The following is a 17,439-nucleotide window of genomic DNA, read 5'->3' on the forward strand; positions in this document are numbered from 1 at the left end:
TTCAAATTCAATTTTAGAGGCTAAAAACGTATGTTTTTAGCCTCTTTTTTTTTATTTTTTTTAACTTAGGGTTGCTATTCCTATGATTGTATGAAAAAGTTTATTTCATTTTGTCTATGTATTTCCCTGTTTTCAATAACTACTACTTTTAGTCAAAAAGAAAATTACGCTTCCTTATTAATCCCTAGTCCAATGCTTTAAAAGAAGCTAAAAATACAGTTATTAGAGACACTGTATAGAAATTATTATTGAAGAGGTAGATAAAATGACAGTGTTTAGAAGAGAAGTAATTACTGTTTTAATAAAATAGGAAACAGTTATGTTAACAGTTCTGCTCATTATGATAATGACATTAAAAAAAACAGAACTTTCCGCTACTATTTATGATGCTTTTGGTAATTAAATTAAAAAATATTACGAATACATGAAAATTTAAGAACTACTATCACTCAAAAAAAGAAGAGTTTTTTATGTTATAAAATATAAAAAGAAATTTAGCTGTATTAATATCCATAAAAAATAATTAAAGTTGTTTATTTTTCTTTTTTGCTAAAAAAGGTTGCAGACAAGGATTCAATTTGCGTAGTTTCTTCTAATATCGTAACATTACAAAACAAAATTTTTACTATATGGAGAGCAAGAATATTATACCAACAAAAATAGAAGACGAAAAAATTATTGAAAATAAAGAACTTAATATTTGGGAAGCTTTACTTCCTGTTTTTGCCTTAGTTGGTATGTTATTTTACAACGTATTTTTTGTATATGGAGACGATGCTTTAAGTGGTAGTAATCAATTTCTTTTAATAATGGGGGCAGCAGTTGCTGCACTTGTTGGTTTTAAGAATAAGGTTTCTTATAAACAAATGATAGAAGAAGTTTCAGAAAACTTAAAATCTACTTCTGGCGCTATATTAATTTTATTAATGGTTGGTGCTCTCGCAGGAACTTGGTTAATAAGTGGTATTATTCCTTCTATGATTTATTATGGACTACAAATTTTAAATCCAACAATATTTTTAGCTGCCTCTGTAGTTATTTGTGCAATTATTTCTGTAGCAACAGGTAGTTCTTGGACAACTTCTGCAACAGTAGGTATTGCTTTAGTAGGTATTGGTAATACTTTAGGCATTTCTGCAGGTATGACGGCAGGTGCGGTTTTATCTGGGGCTTATTTTGGTGATAAAATGTCTCCGTTATCAGACACAACAAATCTTGCACCAACAATGGCAGGAGGAGATTTATTTACGCATATAAAATATATGTCGATAACCACAATACCAACAATTATAATAACATTATTAATTTTTGTAATTATTGGTTTTTCTATAGAAACTACAGGTACGCCAGATATTTCAGATAAATTAGCGGCTATAGATGGCGCTTTTAATATTTCTCCTTGGTTGTTTATAGTTCCTATTACTGTAATTGTTCTAATTGTAAAAAAAACAGAACCTTTAATAGCATTATTAGCGGGTACTTTATTAGCAGGTATTGTTGCTATAATTGCACAGCCAGATATAGTAATGAACGTTGCTGGTGCAGATTCTTTAACTTTTAATTCGGCTTATAAAGGAGTTATGAACGCAATAACGGTAGATTCTGCTGTAGAAACGTCTAGTAAAGAATTAAATGATTTATTTACGGCTGGCGGAATGAATGGTATGTTAGGTACAATTTGGTTAATTATTTGTGCAATGGTTTTTGGTGGAGTTATGGATGCAATTGGTGCATTAGCTAGAATTAGTAAAGCTTTATTAACTTTAGCTAGTTCTGTTTTTGGTTTATTTGCAAGTACTGTTGCAAGTTGTTTAGTTTTAAATATAACAGCTTCAGACCAATATTTAGCAATTGTAGTTCCTGGTAAAATGTTTAAAAAAGCTTATGAAGACAAAGGTTTAGCACCAGAAAATTTAAGCAGAACTTTAGAAGATTCTGGTACGGTAACGTCTGTTTTAATTCCTTGGAATACTTGTGGCGCTTATCAATCTGGAGTTTTAGGTGTCTCTGTGTCAGAATATTTTTTCTTTGCAATCTTTAACTGGTTAAGTCCTTTTATGACTTTAATCTTTGCCGCTTTTAATATTAAAATTAAGCAACTTGTTAAAAAATAATATAATAATTGCTGCAACTATTTCCGATGCGAAAACTCTTACAGAAGTAGCCTTAAAATCGAAAGCTTTTTGGGGATATTCTAGTGAGTTGATAGAAAGTTGGCGTGCAGACTTAACCGTAACCTCTAAAACCATACAAACTTGCCAAGTGTATAAATGTATGGTTGATAAAGTTGTTGTTGGTTTCTATGTATTAAACACTGCAAAAGAAAACCTAGTTAAATTAGAGATGTTATTTGTTTTACCTCTTTTTATAGGCAAAGGAATCGGGAAAAAGTTATTAGCCCATGCTTTAAACAAGGCAACAATTTCTAAAGTAAAAACAATAGAATTAGTAGCAGACCCAAACGCAATTCCTTTTTATAAATCGCAAGGTTTTTTAGTGAAAGAGCAAATAGGTAGTGCTATTTTAGGTCGTTTTTTGTCTTTAATGCAAAAAGATTTATAACAATAGAAATGATTAAAAACAACCACGGAATTCCGTGTAGCAAAACATCAAACCAATCTTTAGCTTGCATGGCATGTTCTCCAGAAAAAGCATTTCCACCTAAAATCCATTGAATTTTCCCTAAAATATGGGGCGGATTAAAAGGTGTAAGCCCTAATGTTAAACTTGCAATTAAAAAGAGTTTCCAGTTATCTTTTAGCTGTTTTTTCATTTATCCTTAATTTAAGATTTTTGTAAATTGAAAATATAAAAATGATAGATGATTGAAGGGTGAAATAGGTTAGAATTCTAAAGTAGAAGCCAAAATTATAATTGTCATTTATAAAATACATCAAGGTAATATAAATAATGATTATTGATATATTTAGTAAAATAAAAGTTGCTAAATGTTTCCATTTGAATAATAGCAGTAAACTAATAAGGCTTGTTGCTATTAAAATTAAAAGAAATGAAAGAATCAAGATCATAATAAAATTAATTTTTAGACAAACGAGCTAAAATTTTTTCTTTCGGTAAGTATTTAGAATAGGAACTATATAAACCAGTTCCAAACCAAACCAAAACGAATTACAAAATCTCTATAAGGATAGTTAGGTGCAGAGTAATAATTTTTTTCTGTAAAGCTAGAAGTTACATTCTCTATTTTTAAAAACAAACGCGTTCTTCGCACTTGTGCATTAAAGAAAACATCTACAGAAGGAAAACCTATTTCTTGTTCGTTTTGTATGGTAAACTCTGCTAATAACGGATTATAAGCATTCATTTTATACTTAGAAAAATAATTAAAAGTTGCGCCAATATTTACCAGCATTGGTTTTCCTTTAAACCAATAATCTTGGTAATATAATGTGTTTCTAGTAACCAGTTCTGGAACCCTAAAAACAGAACTTCCGCTACTTACGTTTTGGTACATTATGGTATTGTCTAAAGCAAACTTTTTAATTCTAAACTCTTTACTTGCTTTTACCTTTAAATAGGTAACTTGGCTATCAAATTGTTGAGGTTTGTTGTTTTCATCAAAATACGTATAGTTGTCTATATTGGTAAAATTTAGAGAAGCATTTAGCCATTTAGAACTTAAGTCAAATCCTAAATCTCTTGTATTTACAGAACTAAAATCATTGTACCAGTTGTAATCATCATATTTACTTTGATGTAATAAGGTATTAAAATTTGGTGACTTAGAACTAATTAACAAACTTCCTTTTACCGCAAAAAGACTGTCTTTTTTAAACAATGCTTCTCCTTGTAAAAAACTCCCAGACAATCTACCGCTTCCTGGAGACAGATTACCTGTAGCATTTAAATAAAAGTTATTAATTTTTGCATTCCAATCTGCACCCACAGAAATAGCATTTCCTTCTAATTTAATTTTAGAAATGGTACTATTAGAATTTAAAATAGAGTCATAACCATAAGAATAATTGGTAATATTTACTTTGGCTTTAAATTTACCAAGTACATATTTAGAGTTAAACTCTAAGTTCATTTCATTATTTGTAATGGTACTTTTAGCTTGGTTATTACTTGCGCCAGAACTATTAGATTCCCCAAAAAAGCTTGTTGTTATTGTAGGTTGTGTAAAACTATATTCTTTAGTTTCTGTAGTAAAAATATGTCCGACTTTTAAGTTGCTAAAATCTGTTTTATTAATAGTGTCTTTATTAGCTAATAACTTATAACTATGGTCTAAGTATACTCTTCTACCTTCAAAATCATTTTCTGCATCGTTTAAATTTACATCTAAATAAGATCGAGTTCTATAGTCTGAAGCATTGCTTTCAAACTTATCAATTTCAACTTGAGGCAAACCACCACTTTCTTCATTAAAGAAATCTTGAGACGTTATATGTCCACGAATTTCATATTGATTATCTTCTGTTCTATAATGAAAAGCACCTCTAAAATTTCCATGGCTAGCCAAAGACCTTCTATAAGCTCCCAAAGAACGAATACCTTTATACGAAAGTGAAACATTAAGTCTTGGAGAAAAATTAGCAGTAAAAATAGCATCTAAAATTTGCCCTTGTTGCAAACCAGTTCTGTACGTTATTTCTGTAGTTGGTGTTGGTACTTCGTAATATTTTATTTCATCGATATCTAAATAACTAAATTGTTTTGCAGTAAAACCAATATCTGGCATTAATTTTAGATTGCTAAAATCATATCCTAAATTAGTAAAAGTTTGTCCTTGATTATGAAAAGCCAATAACTCAAAATTATCAGTTCTTAAATAATTGAATTTATAATCCTTTTGTATCGATAGGGTAGTGTCTATATAAGTAGTATCTCTTTGGTGAGAAAATATTTTATAGTCTGTATATTTTGTCTTCCCAGATAAAGTTACAGAAATTTCACCAGAATTTCTAATAGAATCATTTTGAGATTTAGGGTTTCTTCCTAAACCATTTCCACCATTTCCCAATTGAAAATCTGCTTGAGCATATAGCGTGTTTGTTATAAGGAGAACAAGTATTGATAAGAAAAATAACGATTTATTCATAGATTGTTTCTGCAACGGCAAATGTAAAATAATTTAACGAAAATAATCGTTAATAATTATTATGAAATCTGTTAATTAAACTATATTTTTTATGTTTTACTTTAAAAACCTTTAAAAAAGTGTCTTTCCTTTACAAACAAGAAACTAAAAGTAAAAGTTTTCTTTTCTTTGTAAAATGTTAGCATCAAATTATAGTGGTTTTTCTTTAGAAGCAGGTACAGATGAAGCTGGTAGAGGCTGTTTATGTGGGCCAGTTGTGGCAGCAGCAGTAATTTTACCAAAAGATTTTACACATCCTTTTTTAAATGATTCCAAGCAATTATCAGAAAAAAAGAGAGAAGAATTGCGTCCTTTTATAGAAAAAAACGCCATTGCTTATGGCGTTTCTTTTGTTTGGCAAGAAGAAGTAGATCTCATAAATGTTTTGCAAGCCTCTATAACGGGCATGCATCGATCTATTGAGATGCTTAAAATTGAGCCACAATATATTATTGTAGACGGTAATAAATTTAGAAATTACAAAGATATTCCGCACCAAGCCATTGTAAAAGGCGATGCAAAATACCTAAGTATTGCCGCAGCTTCTGTATTGGCAAAAACGTATAGAGACGAGTATATGGCAAAGATTCATAAAGAATTTCCTATGTATAATTGGGCAAAAAATAAAGGCTACCCAACCAAAGAACACCGAAACGGAATTAGAGAATTTGGTGCAACAAAATACCATAGAAAAACGTTTAAGTTGCTACCAGAACAGGTAAAATTAAAGTTGTAATTTTTTTTAGAAGCTATTTCCTGCTTTCACTACTCGCTTTTTTTACTGCTAGTTCTCGATACAAATTTGCTCATTCTTCACAAATTCACTCGAACGGACAGTAAAAAAGAGCTCAAAAAAACCGTTCAATCAGGGCTAAGTCGTTTTGCTAACTTTTAAAAATCTCATACAATTATTTCCTTTTTATTTAAAAACTTCAACTATTTTTACGCTCCAAAATTTTAAGTAATGATAAGAAAAACCAAAGCAGAAATTACCAAATGTATTTTACATAAAGTTGCCAATAAATTTAATAGTGGACAAAATGTTTTTTCTGAAGACTTAATTCGTTTCGATCAAGAAAGTTACGATTTAATGAAAGGTTTTTTATTAAAACCATTCGGAAATTTAACGCAGAGTTACCGTTTTACAAAACATGAAGATGTTCGTTTAAATGAAGTAAACAAGTTTGCTTCAGAAGTTTTTACAGACGAAGAAAGTTTTGTAGAATACTCTAAAAGTATTGTAAACCATTTATTTGAACAATCTAATTCGGCACAAATAAAAACCGGAGATGTATTGGTTGTTTATATAGAAGGTATCGAGTATAAAGATGTTTTAACAGAAGCAATTGGTGTTTTTAAAATAGAAAATAAAGTAGATTTCTTTCAAACGTATTTAGACGATAACGAAAGTTTTGATATTGTTGTTCAAAAAGGAATTTCTACAAAAAGAATAGATAAAGGATGTTTGGTTTTAAACACATCAGACGAAGAAGGAACCGTTGTATTATCTGTAGATAATAACAATTACGATGCACAATATTGGGTAAAGAATTTCTTATCTGTAAAACTTGCAGACGATTATAATTCTCATACACAGAACTATTTAGAAATGTGTAAAGAATTCTCTGAAGAAGTAATTCAGCCAGAATTAGGAATGCACGAAAAAGGAAACTTCTTAGCAAGTACAGTAGATTATTTTAAAGAAAATGAAGCAGTAGATTACGCTACTTTTAAAGATGAGGTTTTTGAAGACGAGAAACACAAAGAAAAATTTGACGAGTATAAAAACCACTTCGAAAAGTTAAACGATGTGTTAATTAGAAATAATTTTGATGTTTCTGGAGTTGTTTTAAAGAAAGAGAAAAACAAGCTTAAAACAGAAATTAAGTTAGATACCAACATCAACATAAAACTAGATGTAGATGCACCAGAAGCGGCATCAGAATATTTAGAAAGAGGGTATGATGAAGAAAAGAAAATGAAATTCTATAAAGTATATTTTAACGAAGAGAAGTAATAATAATGAATCCTTTGTCATGCTGAATTTATTTAGCATCTCAACACCCAATAGCCTTTAGACCCTGAAATAAATTCAGGGTGACAGGGCATCTCTTTATATTTTTTCATACAGAATTCGTTTCAGCATCTCACAACATGATTTAAGACTCTAAAATAAATTCAGAGTGATATGTGCCATTTAACCTTTGTCATGCTGAATTTATTTCAGCATCTCAATACCCAATAGCCTTTAGACCCTGAAATAAATTCAGGGTGACAGGCATCCCTTTATATTTTTTCATACAGAATTCGTTTCAGCATCTCACGACATGATTTAAGACTTTAAAATAAATTCAGAGTGATATGTGCCATTTAACCTTTGTCATGCTGAATTTATTTCAGCATCTCAACACCCAATAGCCTTTAGACCCTGAAATAAATTCAGGGTGACAGGGCATCATTTTATATTTTTTCATACAGAATTCGTTTCAGCATCTTTTCAGTTAAGAAAATCTCACATTTTTTTATTAACTTTAGTTTCTAAAATTAAAGTTTATAAATAATGGCCCCACGTACTTACCACAACTATTGGGTATATATTCTCACCAATAAAGAACGAGGAACTTTATACATTGGTGTAACAGGAGGTATTGATGATAGAATGGAGCGACATATTACGGGGAAAGGAAGTAAATTTACAGCAAAGTACAACCTGAAAATGTTAGTTTATTATGAAGAATTTCAATATGTTGAGGATGCAATTGCTAGAGAAAAACAGTTAAAAAATTGGCGGCGTCAATGGAAAATAAATTTAATAGAAGAGGGTAATCCTAGTTGGAATAATTTATGGGCGTCTTTAGATTTATAGGTTATGAATTTTAATGTTAATTACAAATTTTGTCATGCTGAATTTATTTCAGTATCTCATCTTAAGTCTGAGACCCTGAACTAAATTCAGGGTGACACGGTATTACTTAACATTTATCCTGTAGAACTTGTTTTATCATTTCTTTAAAGGTGAAACAAATTTATAGAGATAGCATATTAGTCAATATTTGTCATGCTGAATTTATTTCAGCATCTTGCACGAGTAGCCAAATCCTAAGCCTCAATAAAATCTTCAACTTCAAACAGCGTTTTAAAATGCTTTAAGATTTTAGATTTTACTTCCTCGATATCTACTTTTCTATTTAATTCAGCTTCCATAGAGGTAACTGCTTTTCCCTTAATTCCACACGGAATAATATTATCAAAATAACCCAAATTTACATTTGCATTCAGGGCAAAACCATGCATGGTAACCCAACGAGAAGATCGAATTCCCATTGCGCAAATTTTACGTGCAAACGGAGTGCCAACATCAAGCCAAACACCTGTTTCTCCAGGACTTCTTTCTGCTTTTATACCATATTCTGCAATGGTTAAAATAATAACTTCTTCTAAAAAGCGTAAATATTTATGAATGTCTGTAAAGAAATTTTCTAAATCTAGAATTGGGTATCCAACAATTTGTCCAGGACCGTGATACGTAATATCTCCACCACGATTTATTTTATAAAAAGTAGCTTCTTTTTCAGCCAACTGTCTTTCATTCAATAGTAAGTTACTTAGGTCTCCACTTTTACCTAAAGTGTAAACGTGTGGATGTTCCACAAATAAAAAGTGATTTTTTGTAGGGTATTTGTTCTCATTTCTACGATTATCAATTTTAACGTCAACAATTTCTTGTAATAGTTCAGTTTGATAGTCCCAAGTTTCCTTGTAATCTTTTACAGATAAGTCTTTTAATAGTATGTTTCTGTTCATCATTGCGACTACAAAGATAATTATTTCATTATATTTGATACCGATTTTATATAAATTACTGTTTATGAAAACAAAATTATTATTGTTATTTATTTTTTTGATCTTCTTTTCTTCTATTGAAGTGATAAATGCTCAGACCTTTTTAAAGAAGATTGATAAAAATAGTTTTACCATTCAAGAAGATCAAATGTATTCTAAGAAAAATTTTCCAAAAGCATATAGCTTGGTTTCTATAGATGTAAATAATTTTAATTCTGCTTTAAAATCAAAATCTAGTTCTAAATCTAAACAGAAAACTATACAATTACCGAATGCTAATGGAGGTTTTTCAAGCTTTATAATACGGGAGACTTCAATTTTTGAAACCAAATTAGCACAAAAATATTCAATGATAAAGTCGTATTCTGCTCAAGGAATAGATGATCCTACGGCAGTAGCAAAAATTAGTGTTGGTACAGATGGTTTTCATGCAGTAGTGTATTCTGGCGTAGAAAAAACATTATATATAGATCCTTATTCTAAAGATAAAAAATCTTTAATCGTTTATAAAAGAAGTGATTTAGATGCAGATAATGATAGCTTTACATGTAATGTAGAAGGGTTTGCACGTAGAAGTGTTGCAGAAACAATAAGTTTAAAAAATGCAAATGATGGAAAGTTAAGAACTTTTCGATTAGCCTTAGTTTGTAGTGGAGAGTATGCGCAATTTCATTTAACAAATCAGAATATATCTGTTGCTGCTACAGATGAAGTTAAAAAAGCGGCAGTGCTTTCTGCAATGAATACAACCATGACTAGAGTAAATGGTATTTTTGAAAGAGATTTATCTGTAAGAATGACCATGGTTGGAGATAATGATAAATTGGTTTTCTTAGATGCTGATACAGATAATATTTCAGATACTGATGCTGATACAATGCTTAATCAAGTACAAACTATTTGTGATACTGAAATAGGAAATGCTAATTATGATATTGGACATCTTTTTAACACCGTTGGAGAAGGTTTAGCAGGTGGTGGAGTGGTTTGCACTCCAGGTCAAAAAGCACGTGGTCTATCAGGTAGAAGTCAGCCAATTGGAGATGCTTATGATGTTGATTTTGTAGCCCATGAAATGGGGCATCAATTTGGGGCAAACCATACACAAAGTAATAGCAGTTGTAATAGATTTAATAGTACAGCTGTAGAGCCAGGGAGTGCTTCTACTATAATGGGGTATGCCGGTATTTGTGCACCAAACGTGCAGTCTCAAAGTGATGATTATTTTAATGCAGTTAGTATTGCAGAAATGTGGAATATTATCAGTTCTACTGCAAATTGTGCTGTGTTAACAGATACAAATAATAGTGCACCAACAGCAAATGCAGGTTTGGATTATAGTATTCCAAAATCTACACCCTTTTTATTAAAGGGAGTTGGAACAGATGCAGACGGTATTGCTAGTTTAACTTATAATTGGGAGCAAACAGATAATCAATCTGCTACAATGCCTCCACGTGAAACGAATTCTGGTGGACCAATGTTTAGGTCTTTACCATCGGCAATTAGCCCCAAAAGGTATATGCCTGCATTAGAAACTGTTTTGGCTGGTAGTACATCTTCCACCTGGGAAGTATTGCCTTCTGTAGCAAGAAAACTAAATTTTTCTTTTTTGGTAAGAGATAATCATTTTGGAGGAGGAAGTACCGCAAGAGATAATATGACAGTAACGGTAGAAGATGCAGAAGCTTTTACGGTTTTAACGCCAAGTACCGTTGTTTCTTGGTACGCAGGAACAACACAAAATATAACTTGGAATAAAGGAACAACAGATATTGCTCCTATAAATTGTAAAAATGTAACGATAAAATTATCTTTAGATGGTGGAATTACCTATCCTGTAATCTTAAAAGAAAATACCCCAAATGATGGATCTGAAAATATTGTAATTCCAGAAAATCCAACAACATCTGCCAGAATTATGGTAGAAGCAGTAGACAATATTTTTTATAATGTAAATGCAACAAATTTTACAATAAACTCATCAAAGCCAACATTTGTAATGACAAATACAAATGGAGACCAGTCTGTTTGTGATACCGGAAATAAGGCTATAAGCTATATTTTAAATTTTGATTTTATAAACGGATTTTCAGAAAATGTATCTCTTTCAGCTAGCGGTCAACCAACTGGTAGTACAGTTAGTTTTAGTCCATCAATATTAAGTGTAGATGGAAACGTAACCATGAATGTAGCTGGTTTAAATGGTGCCATAGCACAACCTTATACAATTAATGTTAAAGGTACTTCTACAAGTGTATCTGAAAATATAGATATTCAATTAAATGTAACTACTTCTAGTTTTGGTACTTTAACTTTAATTTCTCCCGCAGATGATGCTGTAGATGTAGGTTTAAGTAGAGCCTTAAGTTGGAGTGCTGATACAAATGCAAGTAATTATAATGTACAAGTAGCAACAGACAGCGGTTTTACACGTTTATTTATTAACGAAAATGTAACTTTAAATGAGTATTTCTTATCTGGACTTGATGTAAATACTACTTATTATTGGAGGGTAAAAGCTAAAAATACTTGTGCAGAAGGCGATTTTTCAAATATATTTCAATTTAAGACATTGGTTCCTGCTTATTGTACTTCTACTTTTACTGATGATATTGATGGAAAAGAATTTATTACCAATATAACATTTAACACGATTAATAATGATTCTGGTAATGCTGCTGTAAATGGATATGAAGATTTTACAGCTATAGAAACGAACGTGAAGAGAGGAGAAGCTCATCAAATATCAGTAACATTAGATACAGGAGGGTTTCAAGACCATGTATATGTATTTGTAGACTGGAATCAAGATTTTGTTTTTGATAAAACAACGGAAAGGTATGATTTAGGATCTGAGTCTGCAGATATAGGAGTTAAAAATTTGATGATTACAGTACCTACTGATGCCAAGTTTGGAAGCACAACAATGAGAGTTGTTATAGAATATGATGATTCTATAGGAGGTTTTGGAGATGGATCTTGTAATGCAGATCATTTAACAGAATGGGGAGAAACAGAAGATTATACTATTGTTGTAGATAATACAGCTTCTATTGATAGAGTTACTTTTGACGGTTTTAATTTATTTCCGAACCCAACAAAAGGGGAGTTTACGCTTAATTTACAAGTTGTAAATACAGATAAAGTTTCCGTTCAGTTATTTGATGTTAGAGGAAGATTAATTGATGAAAAAACCTATTATAATACCGTTACCAATTTTTCTGAAAGAATCTTTTTTGAAAAAGCTGCTACTGGATTATATTTGTTGAAAGTTACTAATGGAAATAAACAAACAACAAGAAAACTACTTATAGAGTAACAATATATTTTTGTACTATGTTAAAACCACATTATAAAAACGATGTGGTTTTTTTATGGCTAACTTCCAAAAAAGAAAGTGTGTAAATATCTACCAGGAGTAAACGTAAAACCTCCAGCAATAACAATAGCACCAACATAGAGAAAGATCATTTTTAGTTTATGTTTTTTAATTTGCTTCTTTTTTATGGCGATAATAGCCGTAGGAATACTGTAAAGTGTTAAAAAACTAAACAAATGAATAAATCCAAAATGATTTAAAACCTGAGGACCAACATAAGCAGGCATAAATAAGGTAATAATTGCTGTAATCATCATTAAGAGCATGTATATTTTACCTAAGTCTCTATGAAAAGGAGTTCCTTTTTTAACAGCTAAAAGATAAGCTCCAATAAAGACACACGGAACAACCGTTATTAAATGTGCGTACATTAAATATTTATATTCCATAGTTTTTTTACTAAAATAGGAAAATAAAAAAACCGTATCAAATTTGATACGGTTTTTTACTAAATATTATTTTTTCTTATCCTAAGAAAGGGTATTTGTAATCTGTAGGAGAAACCAATGTTTCTTTGATCAATCTAACAGAAGTCCAACGTAATAAGTTTTGTGCAGAACCCGCTTTATCATTTGTTCCAGAAGCTCTTGCTCCTCCAAATGGTTGCTGACCAACAACAGCTCCAGATGGCTTGTCGTTAATATAAAAGTTTCCAGCAGCATTTTCTAATGCTTTAGAAGCTTTTTCTACAATATATCTATCCGTAGAAAAGATAGCACCTGTTAATCCGTATTCTGTAGATTCATCTACTAATTTTAATGAAGCTTCCCAATCTGCATCTTCATATACATAAACCGTCATCACTGGGCCAAATAACTCAGTTGTCATGGTTGCGTATTTTGGAGATTGACTAACAATTACAGTAGGCTCTATAAAGTAACCAAAAGATTTGTCGTGGTTTCCACCAATAATTATTTCTGCATCTTTATCTGTTTTTGCGGCATCAATATAACTTGTAATTTTATCAAAAGAACCTTCGTGAATAACTGCATTTATAAAGTTAGAGGTATCTTCTGGAGACCCCATTTTTAACTCGCTTGCTTGTGCAATTAAGTGTTTCTTAACTTCTGGCCAAAGTGACGCAGGAATGTAAGAACGAGAAGCAGCAGAACATTTTTGACCTTGGTATTCAAAAGCACCTCTTGTCATTGCTGTTGCAACTTGTAAAGGATTTGATGAGTTGTGCACCCAGATAAAATCTTTTCCACCAGTTTCTCCAACAATTCTTGGATATGTTTTATAGGTATGAATGTTGTTACCTATTTGTTTCCATAATTCTTTAAAAACGTGTGTAGAACCTGTAAAGTGTAATCCAGAGAAATCTGGAGAAGCTAATACAGTATCAGAAATCATAACAGGATCTCCGTAAACAACGTTAATTACACCATCTGGCAAACCAGCTTCTTTAAATAAATCTACAATTACTTGTGCAGAATAAGCTTGATGATCAGAAGGTTTCCAAACAACAACATTACCCATTAAAGCAGCAGATGCAGGTAAGTTTGCAGCAATAGATGTAAAGTTAAAAGGAGAAATAGCGTAGATAAATCCTTCTAAAGGTCTGTACTCAACTCTGTTCCATACTCCAGGAGAAGATGTTGGCTGATCTTTAAAGATGTCCGTCATGTATTCTACGTTAAAACGGAAGAAATCGATCATTTCACAAGCAGCATCAATTTCTGCTTGATACACGTTTTTAGATTGTGCAATCATTGTTGCAGCATTCATTCTTGCTCTATAAGGTCCTGCTAATAATTCTGCAGCCTTTAAGAAAATAGAAGCACGCTCCATCCAACTTACATTAGACCAAGCCTCTCTAGCAGCTAAAGCTGTAGAAATAGCAGCATCTACATGTATTTTATCTGCTGTGTGATATTGCCCAACCACATGTTTATGATCATGAGGAGGTGTAATATTTTTAGTGTTTCCTGTTCTAACTTCTTCACCATTAATATGCATTGGCACATCAATATTGCTGTTAAACATAGCTTTATAAGTAGCTAATAATTCTTCCTTTTCAGGAGAGCCTGGAGCATACCCTTTTACAGGTTCGTTTACTGCTTTCGGAACATTATAAAATCCTCTTGACATTTGTGTGTATTTTAAGTTTTAATCGACTAATTTTGAGTTTCAAAGTTACAATTTTTGTTTCAATAATTTTAACTGAATTTTTATCTACTTTGTTAAGGAATGCATAAAGATATCGTCTAAACGTAAAGTTTATCATAATTAATTATAGAATATATGTGTACAGTAAGTTATTTACCTTTAGGCGATAATGATTTTATCTTAACTTCTAATAGAGATGAGACTCCATTAAGAAATACAATTCCACCCCAAAAATATGTAGAAAATGGAGTAGAATTAACATATCCTAAAGATCAATTAGCTGGAGGAACCTGGATTGGTTTAAGTGATAAAAGTAGACTAGTTTGCCTTTTAAATGGAGGTTTTAAAATACATACAAGAAAGAGTTCTTATAAAATGAGTAGAGGGATTATTGTAAAAAATATTTTAACTGCTGATAATGGTGTAGTTTATATAAATAATTTCGACTTTACAGAAATAGAGCCTTTTACCTTGGTTTTGGTCGATTGGAAAAATGATTTAGAAACCTACGAATTGGTTTGGGACGGAACTGTAAAACATTTTAATAAATTACCACAAGAACCTAAAATTTGGTCTTCCTCTACTTTATACACAGAAGAAATGAAAGAGATGAGACAAGTTTGGTTTTCTAATTGGTTATTAGATAATAATGAATTTCATCAAGAAAAAATAGTAGAATTTCATCAGAAAGAAAACCTAGGAACTTTAGGTACTTCTCCTAAAATGAAACGCGAATTTGTAGAAACGGTGAGTGTTACATCCGTTATTAAAAAGAATTTAGACGTTAAAATGCACTATTTAGATTTTGTAAATACACCTAAAACAATGCAAAAGCAATAAATGAAATAAAAACAACGCCTAGTGAAGTAAAAGTCATAAATAAAACATTTGCAAATAAGTATTTAAATAATGTTTTAATAAAGCTTTGTTCGTAGAAGTTTTTCATTGCTAGAAATAAATATAATAAAAAAAGCAATAAAAATAAACCTGTATAACAGTCTGTTTCTATAAAAATATTTAGAACATAAAATATTGAAAGTAGCAAGAAAAATAGCGTTTGCGTATGAAAAACAAAGATTAAATGCTCTACATAGGTAAACTTACTTCGAATGTAAATGAACTTTAAAAAGAGAGTAAATAAGGGTAGTAGTATAAATAACGCAATTGAAGAGTAAGAAATAAATTGCTTTTTTAACTTTTTGGAAACTGTGCTATCTGTAAAAATAGTATTGATTAACTGAGACCTAGAATACCAAAATTTGTTCGAAAAACTTTTATGAATTTTTAAACTATCTAGAGCATCATCTACATACAGGTTAGGATGCTGTTTTTGAAACTTCAGCATTTTAACTATTTTTATTTCTTTGCCACCAACTTTAAGGAATGGCATTTTAGAAATAGTATCTTTAATAGCGGTTAATGTGGAATCTGTTTCTTTTAAATTTAAGATAGAATCCTTTTTTTGATTTTCTTTTAAATTGATATTTATAGCGTTAAAAACATCAGTATTTTTTTGGTTTTTACCGTTTCTAAAGTTATTAAAATCGTTATAACTGTCTGTAATACCTATAATTAAAAAGAAGATAACAGAAACAGTTAAGTAGAATTTAAAAGGGTTAGAATAGCGTTGTCTTTTACCTGCAATGTAATTTTTAGAAACTTCTCCGGGTCTTATTAAAAGCGGAATTAATGTTTTCCAAAATTTAGCATCAAAATTAAACAAGCCGTTAAATAAATGATGAATAAAACTGTAAAAAGTAATTCTATTTCCTTTATTTTCCTGACCACAATCTGGACAAAATTTTTCTTGACCACTAAAAGGATGTCCACAGTTTAAACATGCAGGGTCTTTTATACTAATTGCTTTCTTTTTAGATTTTGCTAGTTTAATATTGCTTTGGTTGTTAGTTGAAAGGTTGGTATTATAACTTTAAATTGCTCAAAAGTATCCAAGTTTATCATGGTGTAGAAACCTTTCATGGCACCAATGTTAGATTCTAAAAAACAACCAGAACTATACGTATATGTGTCGTTTGGTTTTAGAGTTGGGGTTTGCCCCACAACACCTTCTCCGCTAACAATTTCTGTATTATTAAGTGTATCGAAAATTGTCCAAAAACGATCTGTTAGTTTTACTGTTTCTGTAGATTTATTTTCAATAGTAATTACATACCCAAAAATGTGGTGCAGTCTGTTGTTTCTATAATTAGTGCCTTTATATTTAGTATCAACAGAAATTTTTATGCCTTTTGTAATTTGGTTTATCATCTATAGTAAATGTAGTTTTTTTGATTTTAAATTACAAATGATTTTTAACCTCATTTATATTTATTTAAAATTATAGTGAATATAAGGTAGGTTTTCTCACTAACAACTCATATAAATTATAAGTGTTATTAGATAGGAGCTTCCGTGTTATTCTTTTTTAGCTTTTTGTAAACTACACTTTCGTATTATAACTGATTTTCTATTTTATATTGTGTAAAGTTTACTCGTTTACACTATTAATTACACATGTTTTACACGGATTAATTAAAGTGGTATAAAACATAAAAATAATTAAACGATTGATTTTAAAGGTTTAACGAGTGATTGTTGTAGGGTGATTCTTCATGGCATATTTATTTCTATATACTAATCAGAAATAATAACAACCTTAAAAACTTATATCATGAAAAAATTAATTTTTACAGTAGCAGTAGCAATCTTATCAAGTGGAGTTTCAATCTCAGCCGCTAACATTAACAATAATAATCATTCTGATGAAGTAATTGTAATGACAATTAATGAAGAGTTTAAAGAAGTTGCTTTAGAAGATTTGCCAGAAGGAGTAAGTAATGCAATCTTAAAAGATTATGCAACGGCTATTATTGGAAAAGCATACGTTAATGGAAGTGAACAATACAAAATAGAACTTACTATTGATGAAACTGAAAGTGTAGTTTACGCAGATAAAGAAGGTAATTGGTTAAAAGAAGGTGATGTTGTAATAACAGAATAA

General features: G+C 30.6%; 15 protein-coding genes. 8 read left to right on the plus strand and 7 right to left on the minus strand.

What is annotated here, in order from left to right; translation table 11 throughout:
• Positions 1-629: 629 nt before the first annotated feature.
• Both nhaC and KV700_RS13480 read left to right on the plus strand, forming a co-directional pair.
• Entirely contained in the window at positions 630-2,114 is a 1,485-nt protein-coding gene (nhaC, locus tag KV700_RS13475) for a Na+/H+ antiporter NhaC (protein WP_166387786.1), read from the plus strand.
• A complete protein-coding gene (locus KV700_RS13480; RefSeq protein WP_254712917.1) occupies positions 2,101-2,562 on the plus strand; it encodes a GNAT family N-acetyltransferase in 462 nt (153 codons plus the stop codon). The genes nhaC and KV700_RS13480 overlap by 14 nt, the downstream gene beginning before the upstream one ends.
• On the opposite strand, the gene KV700_RS13485 is transcribed toward KV700_RS13480, so the two are convergent.
• On the minus strand, positions 2,519-2,773 hold the full coding sequence (locus KV700_RS13485) for a hypothetical protein (RefSeq protein WP_166387784.1): 255 nt from the start codon (positions 2,771-2,773) through the stop codon (positions 2,519-2,521). The genes KV700_RS13480 and KV700_RS13485 overlap by 44 nt on opposite strands.
• Before the next feature lie 321 nt (positions 2,774-3,094).
• Positions 3,095-5,065, minus strand: coding sequence for a putative porin (locus KV700_RS13490; RefSeq protein WP_218598189.1), 1,971 nt, complete (start codon positions 5,063-5,065; stop codon positions 3,095-3,097).
• Between the two features lie 175 nt (positions 5,066-5,240).
• Between KV700_RS13490 and KV700_RS13495 the strand changes: the two genes are divergently transcribed.
• From KV700_RS13495 to KV700_RS13505, 3 genes are all read left to right on the plus strand, one after another.
• Positions 5,241-5,840 (plus strand): ribonuclease HII, encoded by a 600-nt coding sequence (locus tag KV700_RS13495; protein WP_218598190.1) that lies wholly within the window; start codon positions 5,241-5,243, stop codon positions 5,838-5,840.
• A 228-nt stretch (positions 5,841-6,068) separates the two neighbouring features.
• Positions 6,069-7,121 carry a nucleoid-associated protein gene (locus KV700_RS13500; protein ID WP_218598191.1) on the plus strand — a complete coding sequence of 351 codons (1,053 nt, stop codon included), beginning with the start codon at positions 6,069-6,071 and terminating at the stop codon, positions 7,119-7,121.
• A gap of 543 nt (positions 7,122-7,664) precedes the next feature.
• A complete protein-coding gene (locus KV700_RS13505) occupies positions 7,665-7,970 on the plus strand; it encodes a GIY-YIG nuclease family protein (RefSeq protein ID WP_166387776.1) in 306 nt (101 codons plus the stop codon).
• A gap of 233 nt (positions 7,971-8,203) precedes the next feature.
• On the opposite strand, the gene lipB is transcribed toward KV700_RS13505, so the two are convergent.
• Positions 8,204-8,908 (minus strand): lipoyl(octanoyl) transferase LipB, encoded by a 705-nt coding sequence (lipB, locus tag KV700_RS13510; protein ID WP_166387981.1) that lies wholly within the window; start codon positions 8,906-8,908, stop codon positions 8,204-8,206.
• A 64-nt stretch (positions 8,909-8,972) separates the two neighbouring features.
• On the opposite strand from lipB, the gene KV700_RS13515 reads away from it, so the two are divergent.
• Positions 8,973-12,269, plus strand: coding sequence for a reprolysin-like metallopeptidase (locus KV700_RS13515; RefSeq protein ID WP_218598192.1), 3,297 nt, complete (start codon positions 8,973-8,975; stop codon positions 12,267-12,269).
• A gap of 59 nt (positions 12,270-12,328) precedes the next feature.
• On the opposite strand, the gene KV700_RS13520 is transcribed toward KV700_RS13515, so the two are convergent.
• The gene (locus KV700_RS13520; RefSeq protein ID WP_218598193.1) at positions 12,329-12,718 is read right to left on the minus strand and encodes a DUF2306 domain-containing protein; all 390 of its coding nucleotides are present in this window, start codon (positions 12,716-12,718) and stop codon (positions 12,329-12,331) included.
• 76 nt (positions 12,719-12,794) lie between these two features.
• Positions 12,795-14,420 carry an L-glutamate gamma-semialdehyde dehydrogenase gene (gene pruA / locus KV700_RS13525; protein WP_218598194.1) on the minus strand — a complete coding sequence of 542 codons (1,626 nt, stop codon included), beginning with the start codon at positions 14,418-14,420 and terminating at the stop codon, positions 12,795-12,797.
• 153 nt (positions 14,421-14,573) lie between these two features.
• On the opposite strand from pruA, the gene KV700_RS13530 reads away from it, so the two are divergent.
• The gene (locus KV700_RS13530) at positions 14,574-15,278 is read left to right on the plus strand and encodes an NRDE family protein (RefSeq protein WP_218598195.1); all 705 of its coding nucleotides are present in this window, start codon (positions 14,574-14,576) and stop codon (positions 15,276-15,278) included.
• Here the strand turns inward: KV700_RS13530 and KV700_RS13535 are convergent.
• Entirely contained in the window at positions 15,256-16,161 is a 906-nt protein-coding gene (locus KV700_RS13535; RefSeq protein WP_218598196.1) for a DUF3667 domain-containing protein, read from the minus strand. The genes KV700_RS13530 and KV700_RS13535 overlap by 23 nt on opposite strands.
• A 158-nt stretch (positions 16,162-16,319) precedes the next feature.
• Positions 16,320-16,706, minus strand: a complete 387-nt coding sequence (apaG, locus tag KV700_RS13540) for a Co2+/Mg2+ efflux protein ApaG (RefSeq protein WP_166387973.1) — start codon at positions 16,704-16,706, stop codon at positions 16,320-16,322.
• A 403-nt stretch (positions 16,707-17,109) separates the two neighbouring features.
• Here apaG and KV700_RS13545 point away from each other — a divergent pair, with 403 nt between their 5' ends.
• Positions 17,110-17,439, plus strand: coding sequence for a hypothetical protein (locus KV700_RS13545; protein ID WP_218598197.1), 330 nt, complete (start codon positions 17,110-17,112; stop codon positions 17,437-17,439).

The sequence above is a fragment of the Polaribacter sp. NJDZ03 genome (genome assembly GCF_019263805.1).
GTDB lineage: Bacteria > Bacteroidota > Bacteroidia > Flavobacteriales > Flavobacteriaceae > Polaribacter.